17 protein-coding genes and 3 tRNA genes are annotated in these 21832 nt (G+C 73.4%); 4 read left to right on the forward strand and 16 right to left on the reverse strand.

Translation table 11 applies throughout. The features are described 5' to 3' along the window. Positions 1-81 precede the first annotated feature (81 nt). Complete coding sequence (locus ACPYO4_RS06585) at positions 82-1164, reverse strand: thiamine-phosphate kinase (protein ID WP_425708420.1); 1083 nt, start codon at positions 1162-1164, stop codon at positions 82-84. A gap of 38 nt (positions 1165-1202) precedes the next feature. Between ACPYO4_RS06585 and ACPYO4_RS06590 the strand changes: the two genes are divergently transcribed. Further along, positions 1203-1814, forward strand: a complete 612-nt coding sequence (locus ACPYO4_RS06590; RefSeq protein WP_425708421.1) for a DUF3515 family protein — start codon at positions 1203-1205, stop codon at positions 1812-1814. Positions 1815-1841: 27 nt separating this feature from the next. Here the strand turns inward: ACPYO4_RS06590 and ACPYO4_RS06595 are convergent, their stop codons facing one another. Continuing rightward, positions 1842-3020, reverse strand: a complete 1179-nt coding sequence (locus ACPYO4_RS06595; protein WP_425708422.1) for a D-alanine--D-alanine ligase family protein — start codon at positions 3018-3020, stop codon at positions 1842-1844. Positions 3021-3157: 137 nt separating this feature from the next. Between ACPYO4_RS06595 and ACPYO4_RS06600 the strand changes: the two genes are divergently transcribed. Further along, positions 3158-3928: an AMIN-like domain-containing (lipo)protein gene (locus ACPYO4_RS06600; RefSeq protein ID WP_425708423.1), complete on the forward strand. Its 771-nt coding sequence runs from the start codon at positions 3158-3160 to the stop codon at positions 3926-3928. Between the two features lie 109 nt (positions 3929-4037). Here the strand turns inward: ACPYO4_RS06600 and ACPYO4_RS06605 are convergent, their stop codons facing one another. The 8 genes from ACPYO4_RS06605 to leuC all read right to left on the reverse strand — a co-directional run bounded on the left by ACPYO4_RS06605 (position 4038) and on the right by leuC (position 13080). Further along, a complete protein-coding gene (locus ACPYO4_RS06605; RefSeq protein ID WP_425708424.1) occupies positions 4038-4835 on the reverse strand; it encodes a lysophospholipid acyltransferase family protein in 798 nt (265 codons plus the stop codon). A gap of 23 nt (positions 4836-4858) precedes the next feature. Next, on the reverse strand, positions 4859-5464 hold the full coding sequence (locus ACPYO4_RS06610) for a response regulator transcription factor (protein WP_425708425.1): 606 nt from the start codon (positions 5462-5464) through the stop codon (positions 4859-4861). Beyond that, positions 5461-6921 (reverse strand): sensor histidine kinase, encoded by a 1461-nt coding sequence (locus tag ACPYO4_RS06615; protein ID WP_425708426.1) that lies wholly within the window; start codon positions 6919-6921, stop codon positions 5461-5463. The genes ACPYO4_RS06610 and ACPYO4_RS06615 overlap by 4 nt, the downstream gene beginning before the upstream one ends. 145 nt (positions 6922-7066) lie before the next feature. Continuing rightward, positions 7067-7966 carry an ABC transporter permease gene (locus tag ACPYO4_RS06620; RefSeq protein WP_425708427.1) on the reverse strand — a complete coding sequence of 300 codons (900 nt, stop codon included), beginning with the start codon at positions 7964-7966 and terminating at the stop codon, positions 7067-7069. Positions 7967-8013: 47 nt separating this feature from the next. Beyond that, complete coding sequence (locus ACPYO4_RS06625) at positions 8014-9003, reverse strand: ABC transporter ATP-binding protein (protein ID WP_425708428.1); 990 nt, start codon at positions 9001-9003, stop codon at positions 8014-8016. Positions 9004-9334: 331 nt separating this feature from the next. Next, positions 9335-10672: a UDP-N-acetylglucosamine 1-carboxyvinyltransferase gene (gene murA, locus ACPYO4_RS06630; RefSeq protein ID WP_425708429.1), complete on the reverse strand. Its 1338-nt coding sequence runs from the start codon at positions 10670-10672 to the stop codon at positions 9335-9337. Positions 10673-10970: 298 nt separating this feature from the next. Beyond that, a complete protein-coding gene (gene leuD / locus ACPYO4_RS06635; protein ID WP_425708430.1) occupies positions 10971-11627 on the reverse strand; it encodes a 3-isopropylmalate dehydratase small subunit in 657 nt (218 codons plus the stop codon). A 13-nt stretch (positions 11628-11640) separates the two neighbouring features. Further along, positions 11641-13080: a 3-isopropylmalate dehydratase large subunit gene (gene leuC, locus ACPYO4_RS06640; protein WP_425708431.1), complete on the reverse strand. Its 1440-nt coding sequence runs from the start codon at positions 13078-13080 to the stop codon at positions 11641-11643. A gap of 81 nt (positions 13081-13161) precedes the next feature. On the opposite strand from leuC, the gene ACPYO4_RS06645 reads away from it, so the two are divergent. Beyond that, positions 13162-13893, forward strand: coding sequence for an IclR family transcriptional regulator (locus tag ACPYO4_RS06645; protein ID WP_425708432.1), 732 nt, complete (start codon positions 13162-13164; stop codon positions 13891-13893). Positions 13894-14041: 148 nt separating this feature from the next. On the opposite strand, the gene ACPYO4_RS06650 is transcribed toward ACPYO4_RS06645, so the two are convergent. The 5 genes from ACPYO4_RS06650 to ACPYO4_RS06670 form a co-directional block, all read right to left on the reverse strand. Next, a tRNA-Glu gene (locus ACPYO4_RS06650) sits at positions 14042-14114 on the reverse strand. Positions 14115-14233: 119 nt separating this feature from the next. Then, positions 14234-14306: transfer RNA gene (locus tag ACPYO4_RS06655), tRNA-Glu, on the reverse strand. A 42-nt stretch (positions 14307-14348) separates the two neighbouring features. Beyond that, positions 14349-14423: transfer RNA gene (locus ACPYO4_RS06660), tRNA-Gln, on the reverse strand. Positions 14424-14707: 284 nt separating this feature from the next. Continuing rightward, positions 14708-16228 carry a glutamate--tRNA ligase gene (gene gltX / locus ACPYO4_RS06665; RefSeq protein WP_425708433.1) on the reverse strand — a complete coding sequence of 507 codons (1521 nt, stop codon included), beginning with the start codon at positions 16226-16228 and terminating at the stop codon, positions 14708-14710. A 167-nt stretch (positions 16229-16395) separates the two neighbouring features. Beyond that, entirely contained in the window at positions 16396-17154 is a 759-nt protein-coding gene (locus ACPYO4_RS06670) for a fumarylacetoacetate hydrolase family protein (RefSeq protein WP_425708434.1), read from the reverse strand. Positions 17155-17297: 143 nt separating this feature from the next. Here ACPYO4_RS06670 and ACPYO4_RS06675 point away from each other — a divergent pair, with 143 nt between their 5' ends. Continuing rightward, the gene (locus ACPYO4_RS06675) at positions 17298-18185 is read left to right on the forward strand and encodes a 3-methyladenine DNA glycosylase (protein ID WP_425708609.1); all 888 of its coding nucleotides are present in this window, start codon (positions 17298-17300) and stop codon (positions 18183-18185) included. Between the two features lie 394 nt (positions 18186-18579). Here the strand turns inward: ACPYO4_RS06675 and ACPYO4_RS06680 are convergent, their stop codons facing one another. After that, positions 18580-21645, reverse strand: coding sequence for a glycoside hydrolase family 3 N-terminal domain-containing protein (locus ACPYO4_RS06680; protein WP_425708435.1), 3066 nt, complete (start codon positions 21643-21645; stop codon positions 18580-18582). Positions 21646-21832 lie beyond the last annotated feature (187 nt).

Consider the following 21832-nt stretch of genomic DNA (forward strand, 5'->3'; position numbering starts at 1 on the left):
GCGCGCAGCCGGCCCCGCCGCGAAGGACCTCGCCCGTCGGGCGGGGTCCTTCGTCGTTCCCCCGGCGCGCGGGACCCGCGGCTACACGAAGTGGTCCCAGCCGCCGATCCCGCCCACGGGCCCGGAGTCGAGGAGCACGGACGCGCCGAGGCCGTCCACGGTCGGCGTCGGCGCCTCGATCCCGCTCACGTCGTCGAGCGCGCGCACCCGCCCGATGGCCCGAAAGCCCTCGGGCAGGGGCGCGCCGGCCGGGAAGGTGGCGAGCAGCCCGTGGTCCTCGCCGCCGCGCAGCACCCACTCCATGGGGTCGTTGCCCAGCTCGGCCGCCACGGGGCCGAGCGCGTCGAGGTCCGCCTCGCCGGCCGCACGGGAGTCGACGTCGACGACGACGCCGGAGGCCCGGGCGATCCGGCCGGCGTCCCGCAGCAGGCCGTCGGAGACGTCGATCATGGCGGTGGCGCCGGCCTCACGGGCCACGGGACCGAGGGCGATCGGCGGATCGGGGCTGAGGAAGGCCGCCACGAGCGCGTCGGTACCGTCGCCACCGGTCCGACCGGCGGACAGCAGCGCGTAGCCGGCGGCGGCCCGGCCGAGGACGCCGGCGTGCGCGAGGACGTCGCCGGGTCGGGCGCCGCTGCGCAGCACGGGCTCGCCGCCGCGCAGGTCGCCGTGCACCGCCACCGAGATCACGAGCCGCTCGGAGGCGGTGAGGTCCCCGCCGACGACGCCGACGCCGATCGGTCCGCAGGCCAGGGCCAGCCCGCGCGCGAGGTCGCGCACCCGGGCCAGCGGCGTGTCCCCCGGCAGCCCCAGCGAGACCACGAGGGCGAGCGGGTCGGCGCCCATGGCCGCGACGTCGGCGAGGTTCTGCGCGGCGGCCCGCCGCCCGACGTCGATGCCCGTGCCCCAGTCGGTGCGGAAGTGGTGGCCCTCGAGGAGCATGTCGGCGCTGACCACGAGCCGGGGGTCGCTGGAGGCGACGACGGCGCAGTCGTCGCCCGGGCCGACGAGCGTGCGGTCCCCGACCGGGAGCTCGGGGAGCAGGACGGCGAGCACCCCGTCCTCCCCGACGTCGCGCACGGTGGTGGCGTGCCCGCCCGGGTCGTCGGCGCTGGTGGCGTCGGTGTCGACGTGTGGCCCGGGGCTCGCGGGATCGGTGGTCACCCGGCCACGCTACCCAGGGCGGGACGTACCCTTCGGGCATGCCTCGCTGTCGCCCGCTCGCCCTGACGGCCACCGCGACCGCACTTCTCCTCGGCGCGTGCGGCACGCCCGTCTCCCTGGAGCCGGCGCCGTCGGCCGCCGCACCGGACTGCGGCGACGTCCTCCAGGCCACCCCCGACGTGCTGGCCGACGGCGAGCGCCGGTCCACCGACTCCCAGGCCTCCACGGCGTGGGGGGAGCCCGCGATCACGCTGCGCTGCGGGGTAGAACCACCGCCGCCGACCACGGCCGAGTGCCTGTCGATCGAACTGCCGGACGGCCGGGTGCACGACTGGATCCACACCGACGCCGGGGCGGTCCTCGAGGACGGTGCGCCGGAGGGCGTGGAGTCGAGCTGGGTGTCCTACGGTCGCCGGCCCGCGATCGAGGTGGTGGTTCCGGCGGAGCTGTCCGACCAGGCCTCCGCGGTCCTCGTCGACCTCGACGGCGCGGTCGAGGCCACGGAGCACGTGGCGAGCTGCGTGGGCGCGGCCGAGGTCGAGTCCGCCGAGGCGGGCTCCGCGGGTGCCCGGTCCGGCGAGACGGGCACCGGCGACACGGCCACCGACGACGCGGGCATCGACGAGACGGGCACCGACGACGGCCGGTGACCCGCCCGCGCGCGCCGCGCGCACGTGTCAGCGCAGACCGACGGGCCGCTCGAGCGCGAGAGCGATGAGCTCGTCGAGGAGCTCCGCGTAGGGCAGGCCCGTGGCCTCCCACACGACCGGGAACATGGAGAACGGCGTGAAGCCCGGCATCGTGTTGATCTCGTTGACGACGATCGTCTCGCCGTCGACGAAGAAGTCCACGCGGGCGAGCCCCTCGCAGCCGAGCGCCTCGAAGGCCCGGACCGCGAGCTCACGGACGCGGTCGGCCACGGTGCCCGGCAGGTCGGCGGGGACCGACATCTCCAGGCCGTCCGTGTCGACGTACTTCGCGTCGTAGTCGTAGAAGCCCGCGGGCGCCTCGGACAGGACGATCTCGCCGAGCAGGGAGGGCCGGGGCGCGTCGGTGCCGTGCCCGCCGAGGACGCCGCACTCGATCTCGCGCCCCGGGACGCCGGCCTCGACGACGACCTTCGGGTCGTGCCGCCGGGCCTCGGCCATCGCGGCGTCGAGGTCCGCGAGGTTCTCGACCTTGCTGATGCCGATCGAGGAGCCGGCGCGGGCCGGCTTGACGAAGAGCGGGAGCCCGAGGTCCGCGATCTCCGCGCGGACCGCCTCCTGCTCGGTCTCCCACCGACGCGCAGGCACCGACACGTACGGGCCGACCGGGAGTCCGCTCGCAGCCAGCATGGCCTTCATCGCGTCCTTGTCCATCCCTGCCGCCGAGGCGAGGACCCCGGAGCCGACGTAGGGCAGGTCCGCCATCTCGAGCAGCCCCTGGAGGGTCCCGTCCTCGCCGAACGGACCGTGCAGGAGAGGCAGGACGACGTCGACGCCACCGAGCGCGCGCAGGCCGTCCACCGCCACGGGGGCGTCGTCACCACCCGGCACGCCTCCCTGCGCGGCGGCGACCGCGTCCGGCTGGTCGGCGACGACGAGCTCACGACCGCCGTCGAGCCGGAGCAGGACGTCCGCGCCCTCGGTCACAGCCCCGTGCGCGGCGAGCTCGAGCGCCGCCGGGTCCGCCGGTCCCAGCACCCAGCGGCCCTCGCGGGTGATACCGACGGGCACGATCTCGTAACGATCCGGGTCGAGCGCACGCATCACACCGGCGGCCGTCGCGCAGCTGATCTCGTGCTCGCCGCTGCGCCCGCCGAACACCAGCGCGACGCGGATCCTGCGGTCTGTGGCCCGGCTCTCGATAGTCATCGCCCGAAGCCTAACGGCCGCCCGATCGCGTCTGTCCTGTGACCACGCCGTGACGGACGAGCGCCTGACGTGGGGCAGGATCGATGCCGACCCGGCGGGCCCCCGACCGCCCCCCTCCCGAGAACGAAGGAGAACACGTGCGCGCACGTCGCGCGGCAGCCGCTGCCGCCACCGCCGCCCTCCTCGCCACACTCGTCGCCTGCTCGTCCGAGGACGACCAGGGCACGGACGACAGCGCGAACGTCGACACCCCCTCCCAGCAGGCGCCCACGGCCGGCACCGACACCACCGAGGAGGCCCCCGGTGGGGCGGACGAGGAGTCCTCGACCACCGACGACGAGGCGGCCACCGGTGGCGACGAACCACCCGAGACGAGCACCGGGAACGGTGAGGCGGGGTCCGAGGACGGTGCCCAGGCGCCGGACGAGGGCGCGAGCGACGAGCAGGAGCCCGGCGGCACCGACGCGCAGTGGATCTCCCCCGGCAGCTCCGACGAGGGCGCCGGCGACCTGGCCGGCGGCCCGCTGCTGGCGGTGGACGTCCGATCCGCCATCCACCCGTACTACGACCGTGTGGTCGTGGACCTCGAGGGCGAGGGCGGCAACCCCGGCTGGTACGCGGACTACACGGGCGACCCGGTCCAGGACGGCTCCGGCGCGCCGATCGACATCGAGGGCAACGCGTTCCTCCACGTGTCGGTCACCGGCTTCCGGTACCCGGAGGAGGGTGAGGAGTTCGTCGACGGCGTGATCCCGGTCACCGGCACCGGTGTGACCGAGGCGTACGTGTCCTCCCCCTTCGAGGGGCAGATCCAGGTGGTGCTCGGCGTGGACTCGGCCCGCCCGTACCGCGTGTTCGTCCTGCCGGACCCGCTGCGACTGGTCATCGACATCGAGATCGCCGGCTGACCACCCCGAACCCCACCGGCCGGACCCGAGGACGGGTCCGGCCGGTCGGCATGTCGGGGCGTCGCCCCCCGCTCCGCCGGGACGTCGAGGGCGGGAACGAGCGGTCGCCTCAGCGTCCGCGCCGCCGCCGGGGGTGGGGGTCGCCGTCGACGCGGGTGTCCCACAGGCGGAGCGGCGGCGTCTCGCCGCGCACGACCCCGAGCATCGCGGCGAGCCGGTCCATGATCCGTGCCGTCGCCCCGGCGAGCTCGTCCGCGGTCAGGTCCGCACCCGGCGTCGCCCCCGGTGTGGGCCCCGCACCCGGTGCCGCCTCCGGGGCCGCAGGAGCGTCGGGCAGGAGGTCCTCGCGGGTCATCGGCCGCCCGACGACGACCTCGGCCGTCACCCGGGGCCAGGGCCGGAAGCGCGAGGTGAACGGGGGCAGGACACGCTGGCCGCCCCAGGTGACGACCGGCACGAGGGGGACGCCGGCCTCCAGCGCCAGTCGGGCAGCCCCGGTGCGTCCGGTCATCGGCCACAGGTCGGGGTCCCGCGTGAAGGACCCCTCGGGGAACACCAGGACGCACCGGCCGGACCTCAGCGCGGCCCGTGCGTCGTCGAGGGCCCGCGCGGCGTCGGCCGAGTCACGGCGCACCTCCACCTGGCCCGCGGCCCGCAGGATCGCCGCGAGCACCGGTCGGGCGAACAGCTCGGACTTGGCGAGGATCGCGGGCGGCGCACCGTGCGTGAGGAGGAGGTCGCCCACCAGCACCGGGTCGAGGTTGGAGACGTGGTTGGCGGCGACGACGAAACCGCCGGATCGCGGGAGGTTCCGGGTGCCGGACCAGCGGCGGCCGACCAGCGTGCGCAGCGGCGGCAGGAGGAGCGCCGCGATCGCGCCGAGCGCGGGCGGGACGGGTCGGGGCACCGGGCGATGCTACGCGGCGCGGATCAGATCCAGCCGTGCTCGCGGGCGCGGTGCGCCGCCTCGTGCCGGTTGGCCGCACCGAGCTTGCTGGTCGCCGAGGAGAGGTAGTTGCGCACCGTGCCGGCCGAGAGGTGCGCCCGTTCGGCGATCTCCTCGACGGGCGCCCCCTGTTCGGCGAGCTCGAGGACGTCGGCCTCCCGGGGCGTGAGCGGTGAGTCGCCCGCGCCGATGGCCTCGGCGGCCAGCTGGGGGTCGACGTAGCGGCCCCCGCCGTGGACCTGCCGCACGACCTGGCTGAGCACGGTCGAGGACACGGTCTTCGGCAGGAACCCGGCGACGCCGGCGGACAGCGCGCGCTTGAGGTAGCCGGGCCGTCCGTGGCTGGTGACGATGATCGACCGGCAGCCGGGCACGGCCGCCTGGATCTGTTCGGATGCCGCGATGCCGTCGAGGCCGGGCATCTGCAGGTCGAGGACGGCGACGTCGGGCTCGTGCTTGCGGGCGGCGTCGAGTGCCTCCGTGCCCGAGGCGGCGACGGCGACCACCTCGAGGTCGTCCTCGAGGCGCAGCAGCGAGGCCAGGGCGTCCCGGATGAGGGTCTCGTCGTCGGCGAGCAGGAGCCGGATCATCGCGCCACCTCCGCGGCGTTCGGGGACGACGGGGTAGCGGGGGACGACGCCGTCCCCACGGACGAGGACGCTGCAGGCGCGGCCGCCTCGGCGGGGCCGCCCGTCGTCTCCGCAGGCACGGTCGCCTCGGTGGGCGACGGCGCGCTCCCGGCGGTCGAGGAACCACCTCCGGTGGCATCGGCCGGCACGCGCGCGACGAGGACGAACCGGCGCCCCGAGCGCTCGGTGCGCAGGGTGCCGCCGATCCGCCCGAGGCGCTCGGCCAGGCCCGCGAGGCCGTTGCCGCGAACGACGGCGGCATCGTCGTCGTCGGAGGCCTCGCCGTTCTCGAGCCCGGCGTCCTGCGCGCCCGGCGCCGGGGTGGCGCCGTCGTTGACGAGCGTGAGGACCGCGTCGTCCTCCTCACGGACAAGGGTGAGCCCGACCGCGCGGGCCGAGGAGTGCCGGACGACGTTGGTCACGCCCTCGCGGACCACCCAGGCGAGCACGTCCTGCGCGAGGGGACCCACGCCGTCGGCGTCGCCGGTCATCGTCGTCACCGCGCCGGTGGAGCGCAGCAGCGAGCGGGCCCCCTCGAGCTCGTCGGTCAGGCTCACCGTGCGGTAGCCGGCGGCGACGGACCGGACCTCGGCGAGCGCCTCGTGGGCGAGGTCCCGCACGCTCGTCATCTCCTCGGGCGCCTCGCTCCTCCCCCGCCGGGCGAGCTCGGCGGCGAGCTCGGACTTCACGGCGATGGCGGACAGGGACCGGCCCACCGTGTCGTGCAGGTCGCGGGAGAACCGCAGGCGCTCCTCGGCGACCGCGAGGCGCCCCTCGACGTGCCGGGCCTGCTCGAGCCTGCGGACGACCTCGACCATCCAGGCCGACAGCCAGACCGAGGCGCCGAACCCGAGGATCACGAGGCCGTCGGCTACCGCCATGACGAGCAGGTCCCGCACGCCCATCTCTCTCATGAGCAGGTTGGTGAGGGCGCTGACGATCGCGGCCGGGACCACGGCGATCACGAGCTTCCGGAAGGTCCAGCGCGCGCCGTACGCGGCCACCCCCGCGGTGATCGCCACCAGGGCGAGGAACTCCGCGCTGCTGACCCACGAGTCCGAGCTCGGCACGACGAGCGCGGAGACGGCGACCAGGAGGACGGTCGAGGCGAGCAGGAGGACGAGCGTGGACGGCCTCGGCGTGCCGCGTCCGAGACGGACGGACCAGGACTCCCGCGCCGTGCGGGTGGCCGACCAGGTCTGCAGGGCGGCCGCCCCCACGACGACGACGACGGTCCAGGTCCGGGTGAGCGGGAGGCGTGCGTCGGAGTCTGCGACGGCGAGGTCCGCGGTGGACGCGCCCGCGACCCCCAGGGCGAAGAACGGGACGATCCACAGCAGGACCGCGATCGACCACCACGTGTACGCCTCGAACCGGGCGGCGTCGGTCGAGCTCCGCCAGCGATCCAGCACCCTCATCGTCGTCCTTCCTCCCGAGGCGGTCAGTCTTCCAGGCCGGGCCCGCCACCGTCGGCGGCGGGCCCGGCCCGGGGGCCGGCGTGGTGCCGGCTGCTGCGCGATGCCGGCCGCACCGGGTCAGCGGCGCGGTGCCGGCGGCGCCGGGTCAGCGGCGCGGCTCGAACGGCATCCTCCGCGAGACGACCGCCGCGAGCACCACGGCCCACACGGCGAGGACCGCGACGGGCCGCCCGGCCTCGGCGAAGGTCTGCGCGAGGGACAGGTCCTGGCCGGCGAGGGTCGTACCGCCGAACCCGATCGACACGAGCTCGGTGACCGGCAGCACCGGGAGGAGCTCGAGGACGGTCTGGGCCCGGTCGGGCAGCACGGACATCGGGACGAGGGCACCGGAGATCACGAGACCGACCAGCATCATCGGCATCGTCGTCAGCTGCGCCGACTCGGCGGTGCGGGTGACGATCGTCGTGACGTAGGACAGCAGGGCGAAGACGACGGCGCCGAGCAGGATCCCGACCACGGCGATCAGCGGGTTCGTCATCGCCGGCATCTCCATCCGCCAGATCACCACGCCGAGGACGACGACGACCTGTGCGAGGAAGACCGCGACGTTCGGGACGGCGAGCGCGGTCAGGACCTCCCAGGGGCGTGCCGTGCCGGAGACCTGCCGCTTGAGGGCGAGGGACTCGCGCCGGGCGACCGCCGCCGTCGTGAGGTTGTAGTAGATCGCCATGACGATGCCGAACACGACGAGCATCCCCAGCACGCGCACAGACATCGCGGGGCCCGCGGTCCCGGCGATGTCCTCCCAGATCGGGAGCGTCGTCATCAGCAGGACCATCGCCGGCGCCATGAGGACGGCGTAGAACGCGGCCACGGAGTTGCGGCCGAGGACCTTGAGCTCGGCGGCCGCGAGGGAGGCGATCCGGCCGAGCGGCCCGCTGCGCCGCGGGGTGGCGGGCGGCAGCTCGCGCCGCTGGGTCGAGCCGGCCGCCGGGGGCCGGCCTGCCACGTCGGGGGCGGTCGTGGTGGTCTGCTGCGTGGTCATGGGGTGCTCCTCAGCGATGTGGTGACGGTCGGTGGTGGGCCGCCCGCTCACGCGGCGGCCGCCTGGTCGAGCTCGGAGCCGGCGATCGCGAGGAAGACCTGCTCGAGCGACGCGTGCCGGGCGTCGAGGTTGTCGATCCGGACCCCGGCCTGCGCCGCCGCGGTCAGCAGCGCGGTGAGCGTGGCCTGGAGGTCGTGCGTCTCGAGGACGGTGCGTCCGGCCGCGGTGCTCGGCCGGGCCAGCAGGTGCGGCAGGCCCGCCACCGGCAGGTCCTCGGTCCCCGCCGTGGTGAAGGAGATCCGCTCCGGCTCGTCGGCGACGATCTGCGCGAGCGTGCCCTCGCGCACGATCTCGCCGCCGTGCATGATGGCGATCCGGTCGGCGAGCGACTCGGCCTCCTCGAGGTAGTGGGTGGTGAGGACCACGGTCGTCCCGCTCGCCAGCCGGGCGCGCACGATGTCCCACAGGACCGCGCGAGACTGCGGGTCGAGGCCGGCGGTGGGCTCGTCGAGGAACAGCAGCTCCGGGTCACCCATGAGGGCGAGCGCGAGGTCGAGCCGGCGGCGCTCGCCGCCGGACAGGGACGGGACGCGCACGTCGGCGCGGTGGTCGAGCTCGACCATCGACAGGGCGGCCTCCGGCCCGATGGAGCTCGGCAGCGTGCCGTGCCAGGAGCGCGCGGTGTCGGCCACCGTGAGCTCGGAGACGAACCCGCCCTCCTGGAGGAGGACACCCGTGCGGGGACGGATGCGCGCGCGGTCCGCGACGGGGTCGCCGTCGAGCACGCGGACGGTGCCGGCGCTGGCCCGACCGAGGCCCTCGAGGACCTCGAGCGTGGAGGTCTTGCCGGCGCCGTTGGTGCCGAGCAGGGCGAAGAGCTCGCCGCGGTGGACGGTGAGGTCGATGCCGCGCACCGCCTCGAAGCGCTCGGAACGGCTGCCGTAGGAACGGCGCAGGCCGACCGCCTCGATGACGGCGTCGGTCGCGGGCGCGGCGGAGTGACGGTCGGGTGCGGTGGAGGAGGTCGTCGGTGTCATGGCATCAACGATGCCGCCCGATCAGCGCCCCCTCACGTGCGTACGCGCACCGGTTCACCTGCTGCCGTCACGGCCGGGGCATGAGGTTTGTCATCGCCGTCGGACGTGCGGTTCGCGGCCGGGCGTGCGGTTCGCGGCCGGGCGTGCGGTTCGCCGTCGGACGCGACCGACGCCGGTGCGCGAAGGTGCGCACCGGCGTCGGGCAGGATCTGGCCACCACCGAGGTCGTGCCTGGAGCGTCGAGGTGGTGCGTCGGAAGCACGACCTCGCCACGTGAGGCACGACCTCGCCGGAGGTGGGTACCGGGCGCGCGGGCTCCCCGGCCGCGTCGTCAGTCGGTCATGCGGGCGGCGGCACCGAGCGCGGTGAGCTTGTCGAGGAAGTGCTCGTAGCCGCGGTTGATGAGGTCGATGCCGCGGACCCGGGAGGATCCCTCGGCCGCGAGCGCCGCGATGAGGTGGGAGAAGCCGCCGCGCAGGTCCGGCACGATGATCTCCGCCGCCTTCAGGGGCGTGCGGCCCGAGACCACGGCGGAGTGGTAGAAGTTGCGCTGGCCGAACCGGCACTGCGAGCCGCCGAGGCAGTCGCGGTAGACCTGGATCTCGGCGCCCATCCCGCGCAGCGCCTCGGTGAAGCCGAAGCGGTTCTCGTAGACGGTCTCGTGGACGATCGACAGGCCCTCGGCCTGGGTGAGTGCGACGACGAGGGGCTGCTGCCAGTCCGTCATGAAGCCGGGGTGCACGGCCGTCTCGAGGACGATGGGGTTGAGGGCTCCGCCGGGGTGCCAGAAGCGGATGCCGTCCTGGCGCACGTCGAACGCCCCGCCGACCTTCCGGAAGGTGTTGAGGAACGTCATCATCTCGGGCTGGGTCGCGCCCTTGACGACGATGTCGCCACCGGTCGCGAGCGCGGCGGATGCCCAGGAGGCGGCCTCGATGCGGTCGGAGATGCCGTGGTGCCTAAAGCCCTCGAGCCGGTCGACGCCCTCGATGCGGATCGTGCGGTCGGTGTCGACCGAGATGATCGCGCCCATCTTCTGCAGGACGGCGATGAGGTCCATGATCTCGGGCTCGGTCGCGGCGCCGCGCAGCTCGGTGCGCCCCTCGGCGCGCACCGCCGTGAGCAGCGTCTGCTCCGTGGCCCCGACCGACGGGTAGGGCAGGTCGATGACCGAGCCGCGGAGCCCGCGCGGCGCGGTGAGCGCGATGCCGGAGGGCTGCTTGTCCACCACGGCCCCGAACTCCCGCAGGATGTCGAGGTGGTAGTTGATCGGGCGGTCGCCGATGCGGCAGCCGCCCAGGTCGGGGATGAACGCCTCCCCGAGGCGGTGCAGGAGCGGGCCGCAGAAGAGGATCGGGATGCGTGAGGAGCCGGCGTGCGCGTCGATGTCGGCGACGTGGGCGGACTCCACGTTGCTCGGGTCCATGTGCAGGACGCCGGCCTCGTGGTCGTGCTGGATGCCCACCCCGTGGATGCTCAACAGGCCGGAGACGACCTCGACGTCCCGGATGTCGGGGACGTTGTGCAGCTCCGACGGCGACTCGCCCAGCAGGGCCGCCACCATCGCCTTGGAGACGAAGTTCTTCGCGCCCCGGACGGTGATCTCCCCGGTCAGCGGGCGTCCGCCCTCGATCGTCAGGACGTCGTTCTTCGTGAGCACGTCGCTCATCGAGCCTCCGCTCGTTTGCCGCCCGGCGGACCCCGGACTCAGGTCACCCCGTCGGTTCCCCGGGGCCGTGGCCGCGCACCAGGCGGTGCGTGACGGCGTTCAGGATACGTCCGGGCGCCGCCGGGCGCGGTGAGCGTGCTCACCGGTGCGTCAGCGGGAGAGACCTCTCACGCCGGGTTCATCGACGACCGGGGATCGCGCTCGGTCGGCGCGCCGTGCTGTCGGCGCGCCGTGCTGTCGGCGCGCCCCGTGCGTCGCCGCGCCGCACGCGACCTGCCGTTCTGCACGGCCCCCGCACTCAGCCGAGCGCGGCCTCCTCGCCCACCGGGCGGGCCAGCGTGACCTCGCCCGGGCCGAGGGTGCGCGCCGGGAGCGTCTTCGGGCGCCAGTCGGCGCGGGTCTGCTCGTAGGCGGTGATGCTGTCCTCCTTCTGGAGGGTGAGGCCGATGTCGTCCAGGCCCTCCATCAGGCGCCAGCGCGTGTAGTCGTCGATCTGGAACGGCACCGTGACATCGCCGGCGGTGACGATCCGCGCCTCGAGGTCCACGGTCACGGCGGTGCCGGGGTCGCCCTCGAGGACCTTGAACAGCAGCTCGGCGTCCTCCTCGGACAGCTGACCGGCGACGAGCCCCTGCTTGCCGGAGTTGCCGCGGAAGATGTCGGCGAACTTCGTCGACAGGACGACCCGGAACCCGTAGTCCTTCAGTGCCCACACGGCGTGCTCGCGCGAGGAGCCGGTGCCGAAGTCCGGGCCGGCCAGGAGCACCGAGGCGCCCGCGTAGGCCGGCTGGTTGAGGACGAAGTCCGGGTCGCCGCGCCAGGCGGCGAACAGGGCGTCCTCGAAGCCCGTGCGGGTCACGCGCTTGAGGTAGACGGCCGGGATGATCTGGTCGGTGTCGACGTTGCTGCGCCGCAGCGGGACGCCGACGCCGGTGTGGGTGGTGAACTTCTCCATGGCGTGCTCCTCCTCAGACCCCGGCCGCGACGGGCTCGGGGGCGCCGACCGGCTCCAGGTCGGCCGGCGTGGACAGGGTGCCGCGGATCGCCGTGGCGGCGGCCACGAGCGGCGAGACCAGGTGCGTGCGGCCGCCCTTGCCCTGGCGTCCCTCGAAGTTGCGGTTCGACGTCGACGCCGCCCGCTCCCCCGGCGCCAGCTGGTCGGGGTTCATGCCCAGGCACATCGAGCAGCCCGCGTTGCGCCACTCGGCGCCGAACTCGGCGAAGACCTCGTCCAGGCCCTCCGCCTCGGCCTGCAGCCGCACCCGGGCCGAGCCCGGGACCACGAGCACGCGGACGTCCTCGGCCTTCTTCCGGCCCTTGATCACCTCGACGACGGACCGCAGGTCCTCGATCCGCCCGTTGGTGCACGAGCCGATGAACACCGTGTCGACGGCGATGTCCCGCAGCGGCGTGCCGGGGGTCAGCGCCATGTACTCCAGGGCGCGCTCGGCGGCCTTGCGGGAGTTCTCGTCGGCGATGTCCGTGGGGTCCGGGACGGCGCCGGAGATCGGCAGGCCCTGGCCCGGGTTGGTGCCCCACGTGACGAACGGCTCCAGGTCGTCCGCGTCGAGCGTGACCTCGGCGTCGAACACAGCGTCGTCGTCGGTGCGCAGGGTGCGCCAGTGCTCGACCGCCGCGTCCCAGTCCGCGCCCTGGGGCGCGTGCGGGCGGCCCTTGACGTACTCGAAGGTGGTCTCGTCGGGCGCGATCATGCCCGCGCGGGCGCCGGCCTCGATGGACATGTTGCAGATCGTCATCCGCGCCTCCATCGACAGGGAGCGGATGGCCTCGCCGCGGTATTCCAGGACGTACCCCTGCCCGCCACCGGTGCCGATCTTGGCGATGACGGCCAGGATGATGTCCTTCGACGTCGTGCCGGGGCGCAGCTCGCCCTCGACGTTGATCGCCATCGTCTTGAACGGCGCCAGCGGCAGGGTCTGGGTGGCGAGGACGTGCTCGACCTCGGAGGTGCCGATGCCGAACGCGAGGGCGCCGAAGGCACCGTGCGTCGAGGTGTGCGAGTCGCCGCAGACCACGGTCATGCCGGGCATCGTCAGGCCCAGCTGGGGGCCGACGACGTGCACGATCCCCTGCTCGGCATCCCCCAGCGAGTGGATGCGGACCCCGAACTCCTCGGCGTTCGCCCGCAGCGTGTCGATCTGCTTGCGCGAGGTGCGGTCGGCGATCGGCAGGTCGATGTTCACCGTGGGCGTGTTGTGGTCCTCGGTGGCGATCGTCAGGTCCGGCCTGCGCACCTGGCGACCGGCGAGCCGCAGGCCCTCGAACGCCTGCGGGCTGGTCACCTCGTGCACGAGGTGCAGGTCGATGTAGAGAAGGTCGGGGGCGCCGTCGTCACCACGCGCCACCACGTGCTCCTGCCATACCTTCTCGGCGAGCGTCCCGCTCATCGATTGCTCCTTCGTCCGGTCCGTCCCGCGTCTCACGGGGAAGCGCGTGCATCTCAGGGTCTGAGATAGTAGTCTTGATCCATGGACAACTCTAGCGGAGTCGGCGTCCTTGACAAGGCCGCGGCTGTTCTTGCGGCACTCGAGTCGGGGCCGGCCACCCTCGCCCAGCTCGTCTCGGCCACGCACCTCGCCCGGCCGACGGCCCATCGCCTCGCCGTGGCGCTCGAGCACCACCGGCTCGTCTCGCGGGACATGCAGGGCCGGTTCGTCCTCGGCCCGCGCCTCGGGGAGCTCGCGTCCGCCGCCGGCGAGGACCGCCTCCTCGCCGCCGCCGGGCCGGTGCTGCTCGCCCTGCGCGACCACACCAGCGAGTCCGCGCAGCTGTTCCGCCGCCAGGGCGAGCAGCGCATCTGCGTGGCCGCCGCCGACCGCCCGGTGGGCCTGCGGGACTCGATCCCGGTCGGCGCGACGCTGTCGATGCTCGCCGGCTCGGCCGCGCAGACGCTGCTGGCCTGGGAGGAGCCGGACCGGCTCCACCGCGGGCTGCACGGCGCCACCTTCACCGCGACCATGCTCTCCCAGGTCCGACGCCGGGGCTGGGCCCAGTCCGTCGGCGAGCGCGAGCCGGGGGTCGCCTCCGTCTCGGCGCCCGTGCGCGGGCCGTCGGGCCGCGTCGTCGCCGCGGTGTCCGTCTCCGGCCCGATCGAGCGGATGGGACGCCAGCCCGGCCGGCACTTCGCGCCCGCGCTCATCGCCGCGGGGAACCGGCTGAGCGAGGTCGTGCGCAGCACGGACGAGGACTCCGAGGACTAGGTCGGGTCGGGCCGGCGTCGGGCCCAGGGGGCCCGCGACTCCCGGTGCGGACGCGGCCGCAGGCCTGCCCAGCAGGCGCGGCCGCAGGACTGCCCGGGACCGGGCACGACGACGGCCCCGGACCAGATGGTCCGGGGCCGTCGATCTGTACCCCCAGCGGGATTCGAACCCGCGCCGCCGCCGTGAGAGGGCGGTGTCCTAGGCCGCTAAACGATGGGGGCCTGCGTTGTGCTGTTGTCAGGTCGTGCTGTGCGCCGCGGCGCCCGGGAGACTTTACCGGACCGGCACCCCCGTCGTCACTCGCTGAGCGAACCACGGGGCGGTGAGGTCAGTCACCGCGTACCCCCAGCGGGATTCGAACCCGCGCCGCCGCCGTGAGAGGGCGGTGTCCTAGGCCGCTAAACGATGGGGGCCTACCACCGCGTGAGCGGTGTCCCCGACGCCGAGGCGCCGGATGGCTGGGGTACCAGGACTCGAACCTAGAATAACTGGACCAGAACCAGTCGTGTTGCCAATTACACCATACCCCAAGGGGGTAGTCGGTCGTCCTCCGACGCGTGCTGCGGGGGCTTCCCCGAGCGCGCATCCACGACCTCGTACCGGCGTTGAACTTTACCCTCTCGAACCGGGCGGGCCAACCGGATCGGGCCCGCGGTGAGGGACCTCACGGGCCCGCCGTGACGCCGGTCCCCCGCGGAGCGGCAGGGCCACCTGTGGTTCTCCGCCGTCGCCGCCGAGGAGCCACCGGCCCCCGCGCGTGGCCGGGACGATTCGCGCGCCCGAGCCCGCGCCCGCCGCCGGGCGCCCGACCCCGCTACTCCCCCAGCCGCGCCGCGAGCTGGTCGATCCGGGCGAGGGTCTCGTCCCGGCCGAGGATCTCCATCGACTCGAACAGGGGCGGGGAGATCGCCCTGCCGGTCACGGCCACGCGCAGCGGCCCGAACGCGTGCCGGGGCTTGATCCCCAGCCCCTCGACGACCGCGGCCCGCAGAGCGGCCTCGATCTCCGGCGTCGTGAAACCGTCGGTCGGGAGCGCGGCGAGGGCCGCGCGACCGGCGGCGAGCACGTCGGGGGCGGTGTCGGCGAGCTTGCCGACCGCCTTCTCGTCGTAGGTGAGGTCCTCGAGTGCGACGAACAGGAAGCCGGCCAGGTCGGTGACCTCGCCGAGGACCTGCATGCGGGTCTGGAGCAGGGGTGCCGCGGCGTCGAGGACCTCGCGCTCGCGCTCCCCCAGGCCGTCGTAGGACTCGGCCCCGACGAACCCGCCGGCGTGCAGGAACGGCACGAGGCGACGCGCCAGGTCCGAGACGTCGAGCCGTCGCACGTGCTCGGCGTTGATCGCGGTGGCCTTGTCGTTGTCGAAGCGCGCGGGGTTCGCCAGGACGTCGCGGATGTCGAAGGCCTCGACCATCTCCTCGCGCGTGAACAGGTCGTTGTCCGGGGCGATGGACCATCCGAGCAGGGCCAGGTAGTTGAGCAGGCCCTCGGGGATCATCCCGCGCTCGCGGTGGAGGAAGAGGTTCGACTCCGGGTCGCGCTTGGACAGCTTCTTGTTGCCCTCGCCCATGACGTACGGCAGGTGCCCGAACTCCGGCACCCGCTCGGAGATGCCGAGCTCGACGAGCGCGGCGTGCAGGGCGAGCTGGCGGGGCGTCGAGGAGAGCAGGTCCTCGCCGCGCAGCACGTGCGTGATGCCCATGAGCGCGTCGTCGACGGGGTTGACCAGCGTGTACAGGGGCTGCCCGTTGGCGCGGACGACCACGAAGTCCGGGACGGACCCGGCGGTGAAGGTGATCTCGCCGCGCACGAGGTCGGTGAAGGTGCCGTCGGTGTCCGGCATGCGCATGCGCAGGGTGGGCTCGCGCCCCTCCGCCCGCAGCGCGGTCCGCTGCTCGTCGGTGAGGTCGCGGTCGAAGTTGTCGTAGCCGAGCTTGGGGTCGCGGCCCGCGGCGCGGTGCCGTGCCTCGACCTCCTCCGGCGTGGAGAAGGACTCGTAGAGGTACCCGGCCTCGGTGAGGCGCGCGACGACGTCGGCGTAGATCTCCGACCGCTCCGACTGCCGGTAGGGGCCGTGCGGACCGCCCACCTCGACGCCCTCGTCCCAGTCCATGCCGAGCCACCGCATCGTGTCGAGCAGCTGCTCGTAGCTCTCCTGGCTGTCGCGCGCGGCGTCGGTGTCCTCGATGCGGAACACGAACGTCCCGCCCGTGTGCCGGGCCCACGCCCAGTTGAACAGGGCCGTGCGCACGAGCCCGACGTGGGGCGTGCCGGTCGGCGAGGGGCAGAAGCGGACGCGGACGTCGGACCGGGCGGCGCCGGAGGAGGACTCAGTCATGGTGCGTCCCAGGGTAGTCGGGCGCCCGGCCGGCCCCGTCCGGGAGGCGACCGGCCCCGTCCGGGAGGCGACCGGTCCCGGCCGACGCGACGGCGTCGGCCGGCGGGCCCCGCCGGCAGCCCACCTCCTCAGTCCCGCTCAGTCCTGTTCAGTCCGCTCCGTCCTGTTCAGTCCCGGCGCAGGATCGGGTTGACGAACGACCCGATGCCCTCGACCTCGACCTCGACCCGTTGCCCGGCCTCGACCGTCCCGTTGCCCGCGGGCGTGCCGGTGAGCACGAGGTCGCCGGGCAGCAGGGTGAAGATCTCGGAGACCTGGGCGACGATCTCGCGCACGCCGGTGACCAGCTGGGAGGTCCGACCGTCCTGCGTGCGCACGCCGTCGACGGAGGCGCGGACCGCGAGGTCGTCCGGGTCGAGGTCGACGGCGAGGTACGGGCCGATCGGCGTGGACGTGTCCCAGCCCTTGGCGCGCGCCCACGGGTCCCCGGGGGCGAGCTGGTCCTTGGCGGTGTAGTCGTTCGCCGCCGTGTAGCCGAACACGATCTCGTCCACGCGCTCGACGGGGACGTCCTTGCCCATCCGCCCGATGACCACGGCGAGCTCGGCCTCGTACCAGACCTCCTGGCTCCAGCGCGGGAGCACGACCGGGTCGTCCGGGCCGATGACCGAGGTGTTCGGCTTGAGGAACACCACCGGATCGGGGTCCGGTCCGCCGTCGACCCGGTAGCTGCGGGCGAGCCCGGCGACCTTCGAGCGCGGGATGACCGGCGAGAGGAGTCGGACGTCGTCGAGCGCCACCCGCTCCCCGGTGGTGTCGAACCCGGCGAACAACGGGTCGGACCTGAGGACCACGAGCTCGGCGGAGTCCTCGTCGAGGATCCCGTATCGGGGGTTGCCGTCGGTGACGAAGCGGGCGATGCGCATGAGGCGATCCTATGAGCCCCGCCGCGGCTCGGTCGTCGAGCGTGCGGTTCGACGTCGCCGAGCGTGCGGTTCGCCGTCGTCGAGCGTGCGGTTCGCCGTCGTCGCGGGCCCGGGTTCGCGTGCCTACCCTGGGTGCCGTGCAGCTGACGGCGACGACCTGGCGGGCGCGCGCGGCCGACCACGCCGCCCGCGCGGACGCCTTCACCGCCGGGCACCGCGCGCGGCGCTCCCGCCACGAGAAGCACGCGGTGGAGGACTTCCTCTACGAGTACTACCCGTTCAAGCCGGGAAAGGCGCGCCGGTGGCACCCGGGCGTGGGCGTCGAGCTCCTCCCCGACGACGCCGCGCAGCACGCTCCCGACCTCAGCGAGCGGGCGGCCTGGCGCTGGCACCGGGCGACGCAGCGGGGTGGCGTGGTGCTGGACGCCGGGTCCTTCCTCGCCGACCGCGGCGACGGCGTGCGCTGGGTCCACGCCCTGCTCGAGCGCACGGCCGGACGCCCGCCCACGCTCGGCTGCTTCGGCTGGCACGAGTGGGCGATGGTCTACCGGCAGGAGAAGCACCGCCACCCGCTGCCGCTCCGGCTCGGGCAGGCCGGCACGGACGCCGCCGTCGAGTCGGCGACGATCCGCTGCAGCCACTTCGACGCGTACCGGTTCTTCACCCCCGACGCCGAACCGCTCAACACGATCAGCCCGACCCGCGAGCGGCAGCTGGAGCTCGACCAGCCCGGCTGCCTGCACGTGACGATGGACCTGCTCAGATGGGGCCTCACGCTCGGGCCGGCGGTGCCCGGGGAGCTCTTGCTGGACTGCGCGGACCTCGCGCTGGACGTGCGCCGTCTCGACATGGCCGCGGCCCCGTACGACGTCGCCTCCTACGGCCTGGCGGCGGTGCGCATCGAGGAACCGTCCGGGCGGGCCGAGTACGCCCGCCGCCAACGGGACATGGCCGAGCGGGCCGCTCCCCTGCGCGCCCGGCTCCTCGACGTCACGACGACGCTGCTCGGCTCTGTCGGCCCGGACGAGTGAGCGGACTTCTGCTCGCTCCGGTCCGTGTGGCGAGTGAGCGGGGTTCTGCCCGTTGCGGAGCGGGTCGCGGTGTCGCGCCGTCCCGCCGTCGCCGTTGCCGTTGCCGTTGCCGTTGCCGTTGCCGTCGCCGTCGCCGTCGCCGTCGCCGTTGCCCAGTCAATCGGGTAACCATCGAGGCAGTCCCCCGGGGGCACTGACTCGATGGTTACCCCATTGACTCACCGACCAGTCCGAGCCGGCGACGGGCACGACGACGGCGAAGGGCGGGCCCCGCACCCCCATCAGGGTGCGGGGCCCGCCCGTCAGGTGAGCGCCGCCCGGACCGAGATCCGGGCGGCGCTCATCCGTGGAGCGGAAGTCCGCTCACTCGCGAACTATCGGCACCAGCTCCTGGTCAGCGGCGGACTCCGAGTGTGGCGGAGCCGTCGCCGTTCCAGTCACCGACGAACACCTCGTCGCCGGCCCGGCCGTAGCGGACCTCGATGTCGGCCCACCCACCGGTCAGGCTGTTCGACACCAGGTACAGGTTCCCGCGACGCGAGGCGAACGTGTCCGCCCCATCACCGTCCCAGTCCCCCACGAGCACCTGATCACCGGCCCGCCCGTAGTCGAACTGAGCATCCGCCCAACCCGAGGACAGGCTGTTGGACACGTAGTAGGTGTTCCCCCGGCGCACCGCGAACGAGTCCGCACCATCGGCGTCGTAGTCACCCACCAGCACCTGGTCATCCGCCCGGCCGTAATCCAGCTCGGCCTCCGCATTCCCACCAGACAGGGAGTTGGTGAGGAAGTAGCTGTTCCCACGACGCACCGCGAACGAATCCGCGCCGTCACCGTCCCAGTCACCCACCAGCACCGTGTCGGATGCACGACCAAACGTCAGCTCCACATCCGCGTTGCCCCCGTACAGGTTGTTCGACAGGAAGTAGGCATTCCCACGCCGGACTGCGAGCGTGTCGCTGCCGTCGCCGTCCCAGTCACCGACCAGGACCTCGTCGCCCGGGCGACCGAAGGAGAACTCGTGGTCCGCCCAGATCCCCCAACCATCGTTGAGGTAGAACCCACGACCCGGCGTCGGCGGCACCGGCTCACCAGGCTCACCCGGCTCCTCCGGGTGCTCCTCCTCGTAGGTGAGGCCGTGGCCGAACGGGTACAGGGCGCCGTCGGTGGTCTCGTCGTAGCCCGGTGCGTCGGTGTCCTGCTCGACGATCGCCTCCGGCGTGCCGGCCAGGGCGAACGGCATCCGGCCCTGCGGCGCGTGCTCGCCCGTGAGGACGTCCATCAGCGCGGTGTCGGTCACGCCGAAGCCGGCGAGGATGGCACCGGCGTCACGCAGGCCGCTGGCCTCGTCGAGCACGTAGGGCTGACGGAAGTAGACCTGCAGGACGACCTGGCTCGGGTCGTCGACCTCGGCCATGACCTCCTGGATGGTCTCCAGCGAGGGGGTCACCTCCCAGGACTCGGCCGCCTCCATGCCGGTGAAGTCGAGGGTGTCCGACTCCCAGGGGTAGGCGCCGCCGAAGCGCAGACCGTCGTCGGTGCAGCCGTCGGTCCCGTGCGTGACGCAGGCATCCGCCGCGCCCCTCAGACTCTGGCCGTCCAGGCCCTCGATGCCCGCGATGATGCTCGGGTTGACGCCGTGCTCGGGGTTGAGGCCGAAGCCGTCGCTGTTGCTGACGTAGTCGCTGCCGTCGGCGCTGGCGGTCATGGAGATGAGCACGTAGTCGCTGTCTTCGGCGCTGGGCCGCTCCTCGCCCTCCTCGACGTTGCCGTCGGTGACGTCGAAGCCGTACTCGGCGACGGTCTCCTCGGTGAAGTCACCGAGGATGTAGACGTCGGAGTCCGGCTGGAGCGGCAGCACCGGGCCCTCCTCGGTCTCCTGGTTCTCCAGGAGCACGAGCGAGTCGCGCTGCTGCTCCAGGCCGACCTCGCGGTGTGCCTCGTTGCCGATCGTCGCGGTGGCGACGTCCGGGTCGACGTAGGGGTCCTCGAACAGGCCCATGCGGAACATCGGCTCGAGGAGCCGCTCGGCGGCCTCGTTCACGCGCTCCTCGCTGACGAGGCCGTCCTCGACGAGGTCGGTGATCACTGTGACGTCGCTGAAGCCGGACAGGGTGTCGGTGCCGCCGTTGATGGCCGCCGCGACGCGCTCCGGCACGGTCGCGTCCTCGAGGCCCCAGGCACGGTCGTTGATGATGCCCGTGTCGGAGTTGACGTAGCCGCCGAAACCGAGCTGGTCGCGCAGCAGCCCGTTGACGATGGAGTCGGAGAAGGCGAAGCCCGTCAGCGGGTAGTTCTCGTCCTCGTTGCCCACCTCGGGCACGTCCACCGGGATGCCGTAGTACGGCATGATCGAGGAGACACCCGCGTCGATGGCCGCCTCGAAGGGCAGCATGTGCTCCTCGAAGAGTCCCTGGGGGTAGACCTGCGCCTTGCCGAACGCGTAGTGCGGGTCGAGGCCCAGCTCCTGCGGACCGCCGCCCGGGAAGTGCTTGAGCGTGAGCGCGACCCGGGTCTCCGGGCTCAGCGCCAAGCCGTTCTCGCTGTCAGCCGGGATCTCGCCCTGCAGCGTCCCGACGAGCGTCGACATGATCGCCGCCGCGTGCTGGGCGTCCTCGGTGAAGGTCTCGTGGGTGCGGTACCAGCGAGGCTCGGTGGAGAGGTCCGCCATGTAGCCGTACATGCCGCGCAGGCCGATCGAGGCCCATTCGTCGCCCATGACCTCGGCGAACTCCTCGACCACCGCCATGTCGCCCGTCGTCGGGTCCTCACCAGTCGCTGCGGCCTCGGCGCCGAGGGAGGCCGCCGCGATGCCGGCCTCCTTGGGGAACGCGGTGAACGCGCCAGCCGACTCGTTGATGCCCGCGCGGGCGTCGGGGTCGATGTGGTTCCGGGCGTTCGACTTGAACAGCGACGGGATGCCGAGCCTGGTCGACTCGGACATCTCCTGGACGGTGTTCGTGAAGGTCGCCGCCTCCGCGGGCGTGACGGTGGTGGAGGCCTGGAATCCGCCACCCGCCTCGCCGCACTCGGCGTCCTCCGGGCCGGCCACGGTGTTGCGGAAGATGAACCGGTGCATGTGCTGGTTCTCGATGAAGTCGGTGCCCGACTCCGGCACGACGCCGCGCACGCCGTCGACGCACGCCGCGTTGAGCGTGTCGATGAGCATGAGTCCGGCGCGCTCCTCGAGCGTCATCTGCGCGACGAGGTCATCGGTACGGTCCGCCACGGACAGCCGCCAGTCCTCGTACGGGTCGAGCTCACCGTTGTCGTTGAGGTCGCGGAACTGATACCCGTCGACCTCGATGATCTCGGTGGTACGGCTCTCGAGCTCCGGCTGCTCGAACTGGTCCGGCTGCTCGGCAGGAGCCGAGTCGTCCGGTGCCTCCGGCGTAGCGCCGGCACCACCGGCCAGCGCGACCGTGAGCGTCAGCGGGACGGCCAGCACCGCTCCCAGCACAGCTCACCTACGCCCCTTCTTCGGGGATCTGGACATCGTGTTCCTCCTGCAGTCGTCGTCGACCTCGGACGCCGTGCTTGGTCACGGCGCACACCGGCGGGGGCGATCCGTCGTCGGTGTGCCCCTCACCGGTGCGTCGACCATCGCCGGGAGCGATGGAGCAGGTCACCCGGTTGCCGGATGTTGC

It is taken from the genome of Georgenia sp. Z1491 (assembly GCF_049856175.1).
GTDB lineage: Bacteria > Actinomycetota > Actinomycetes > Actinomycetales > Actinomycetaceae > JB111.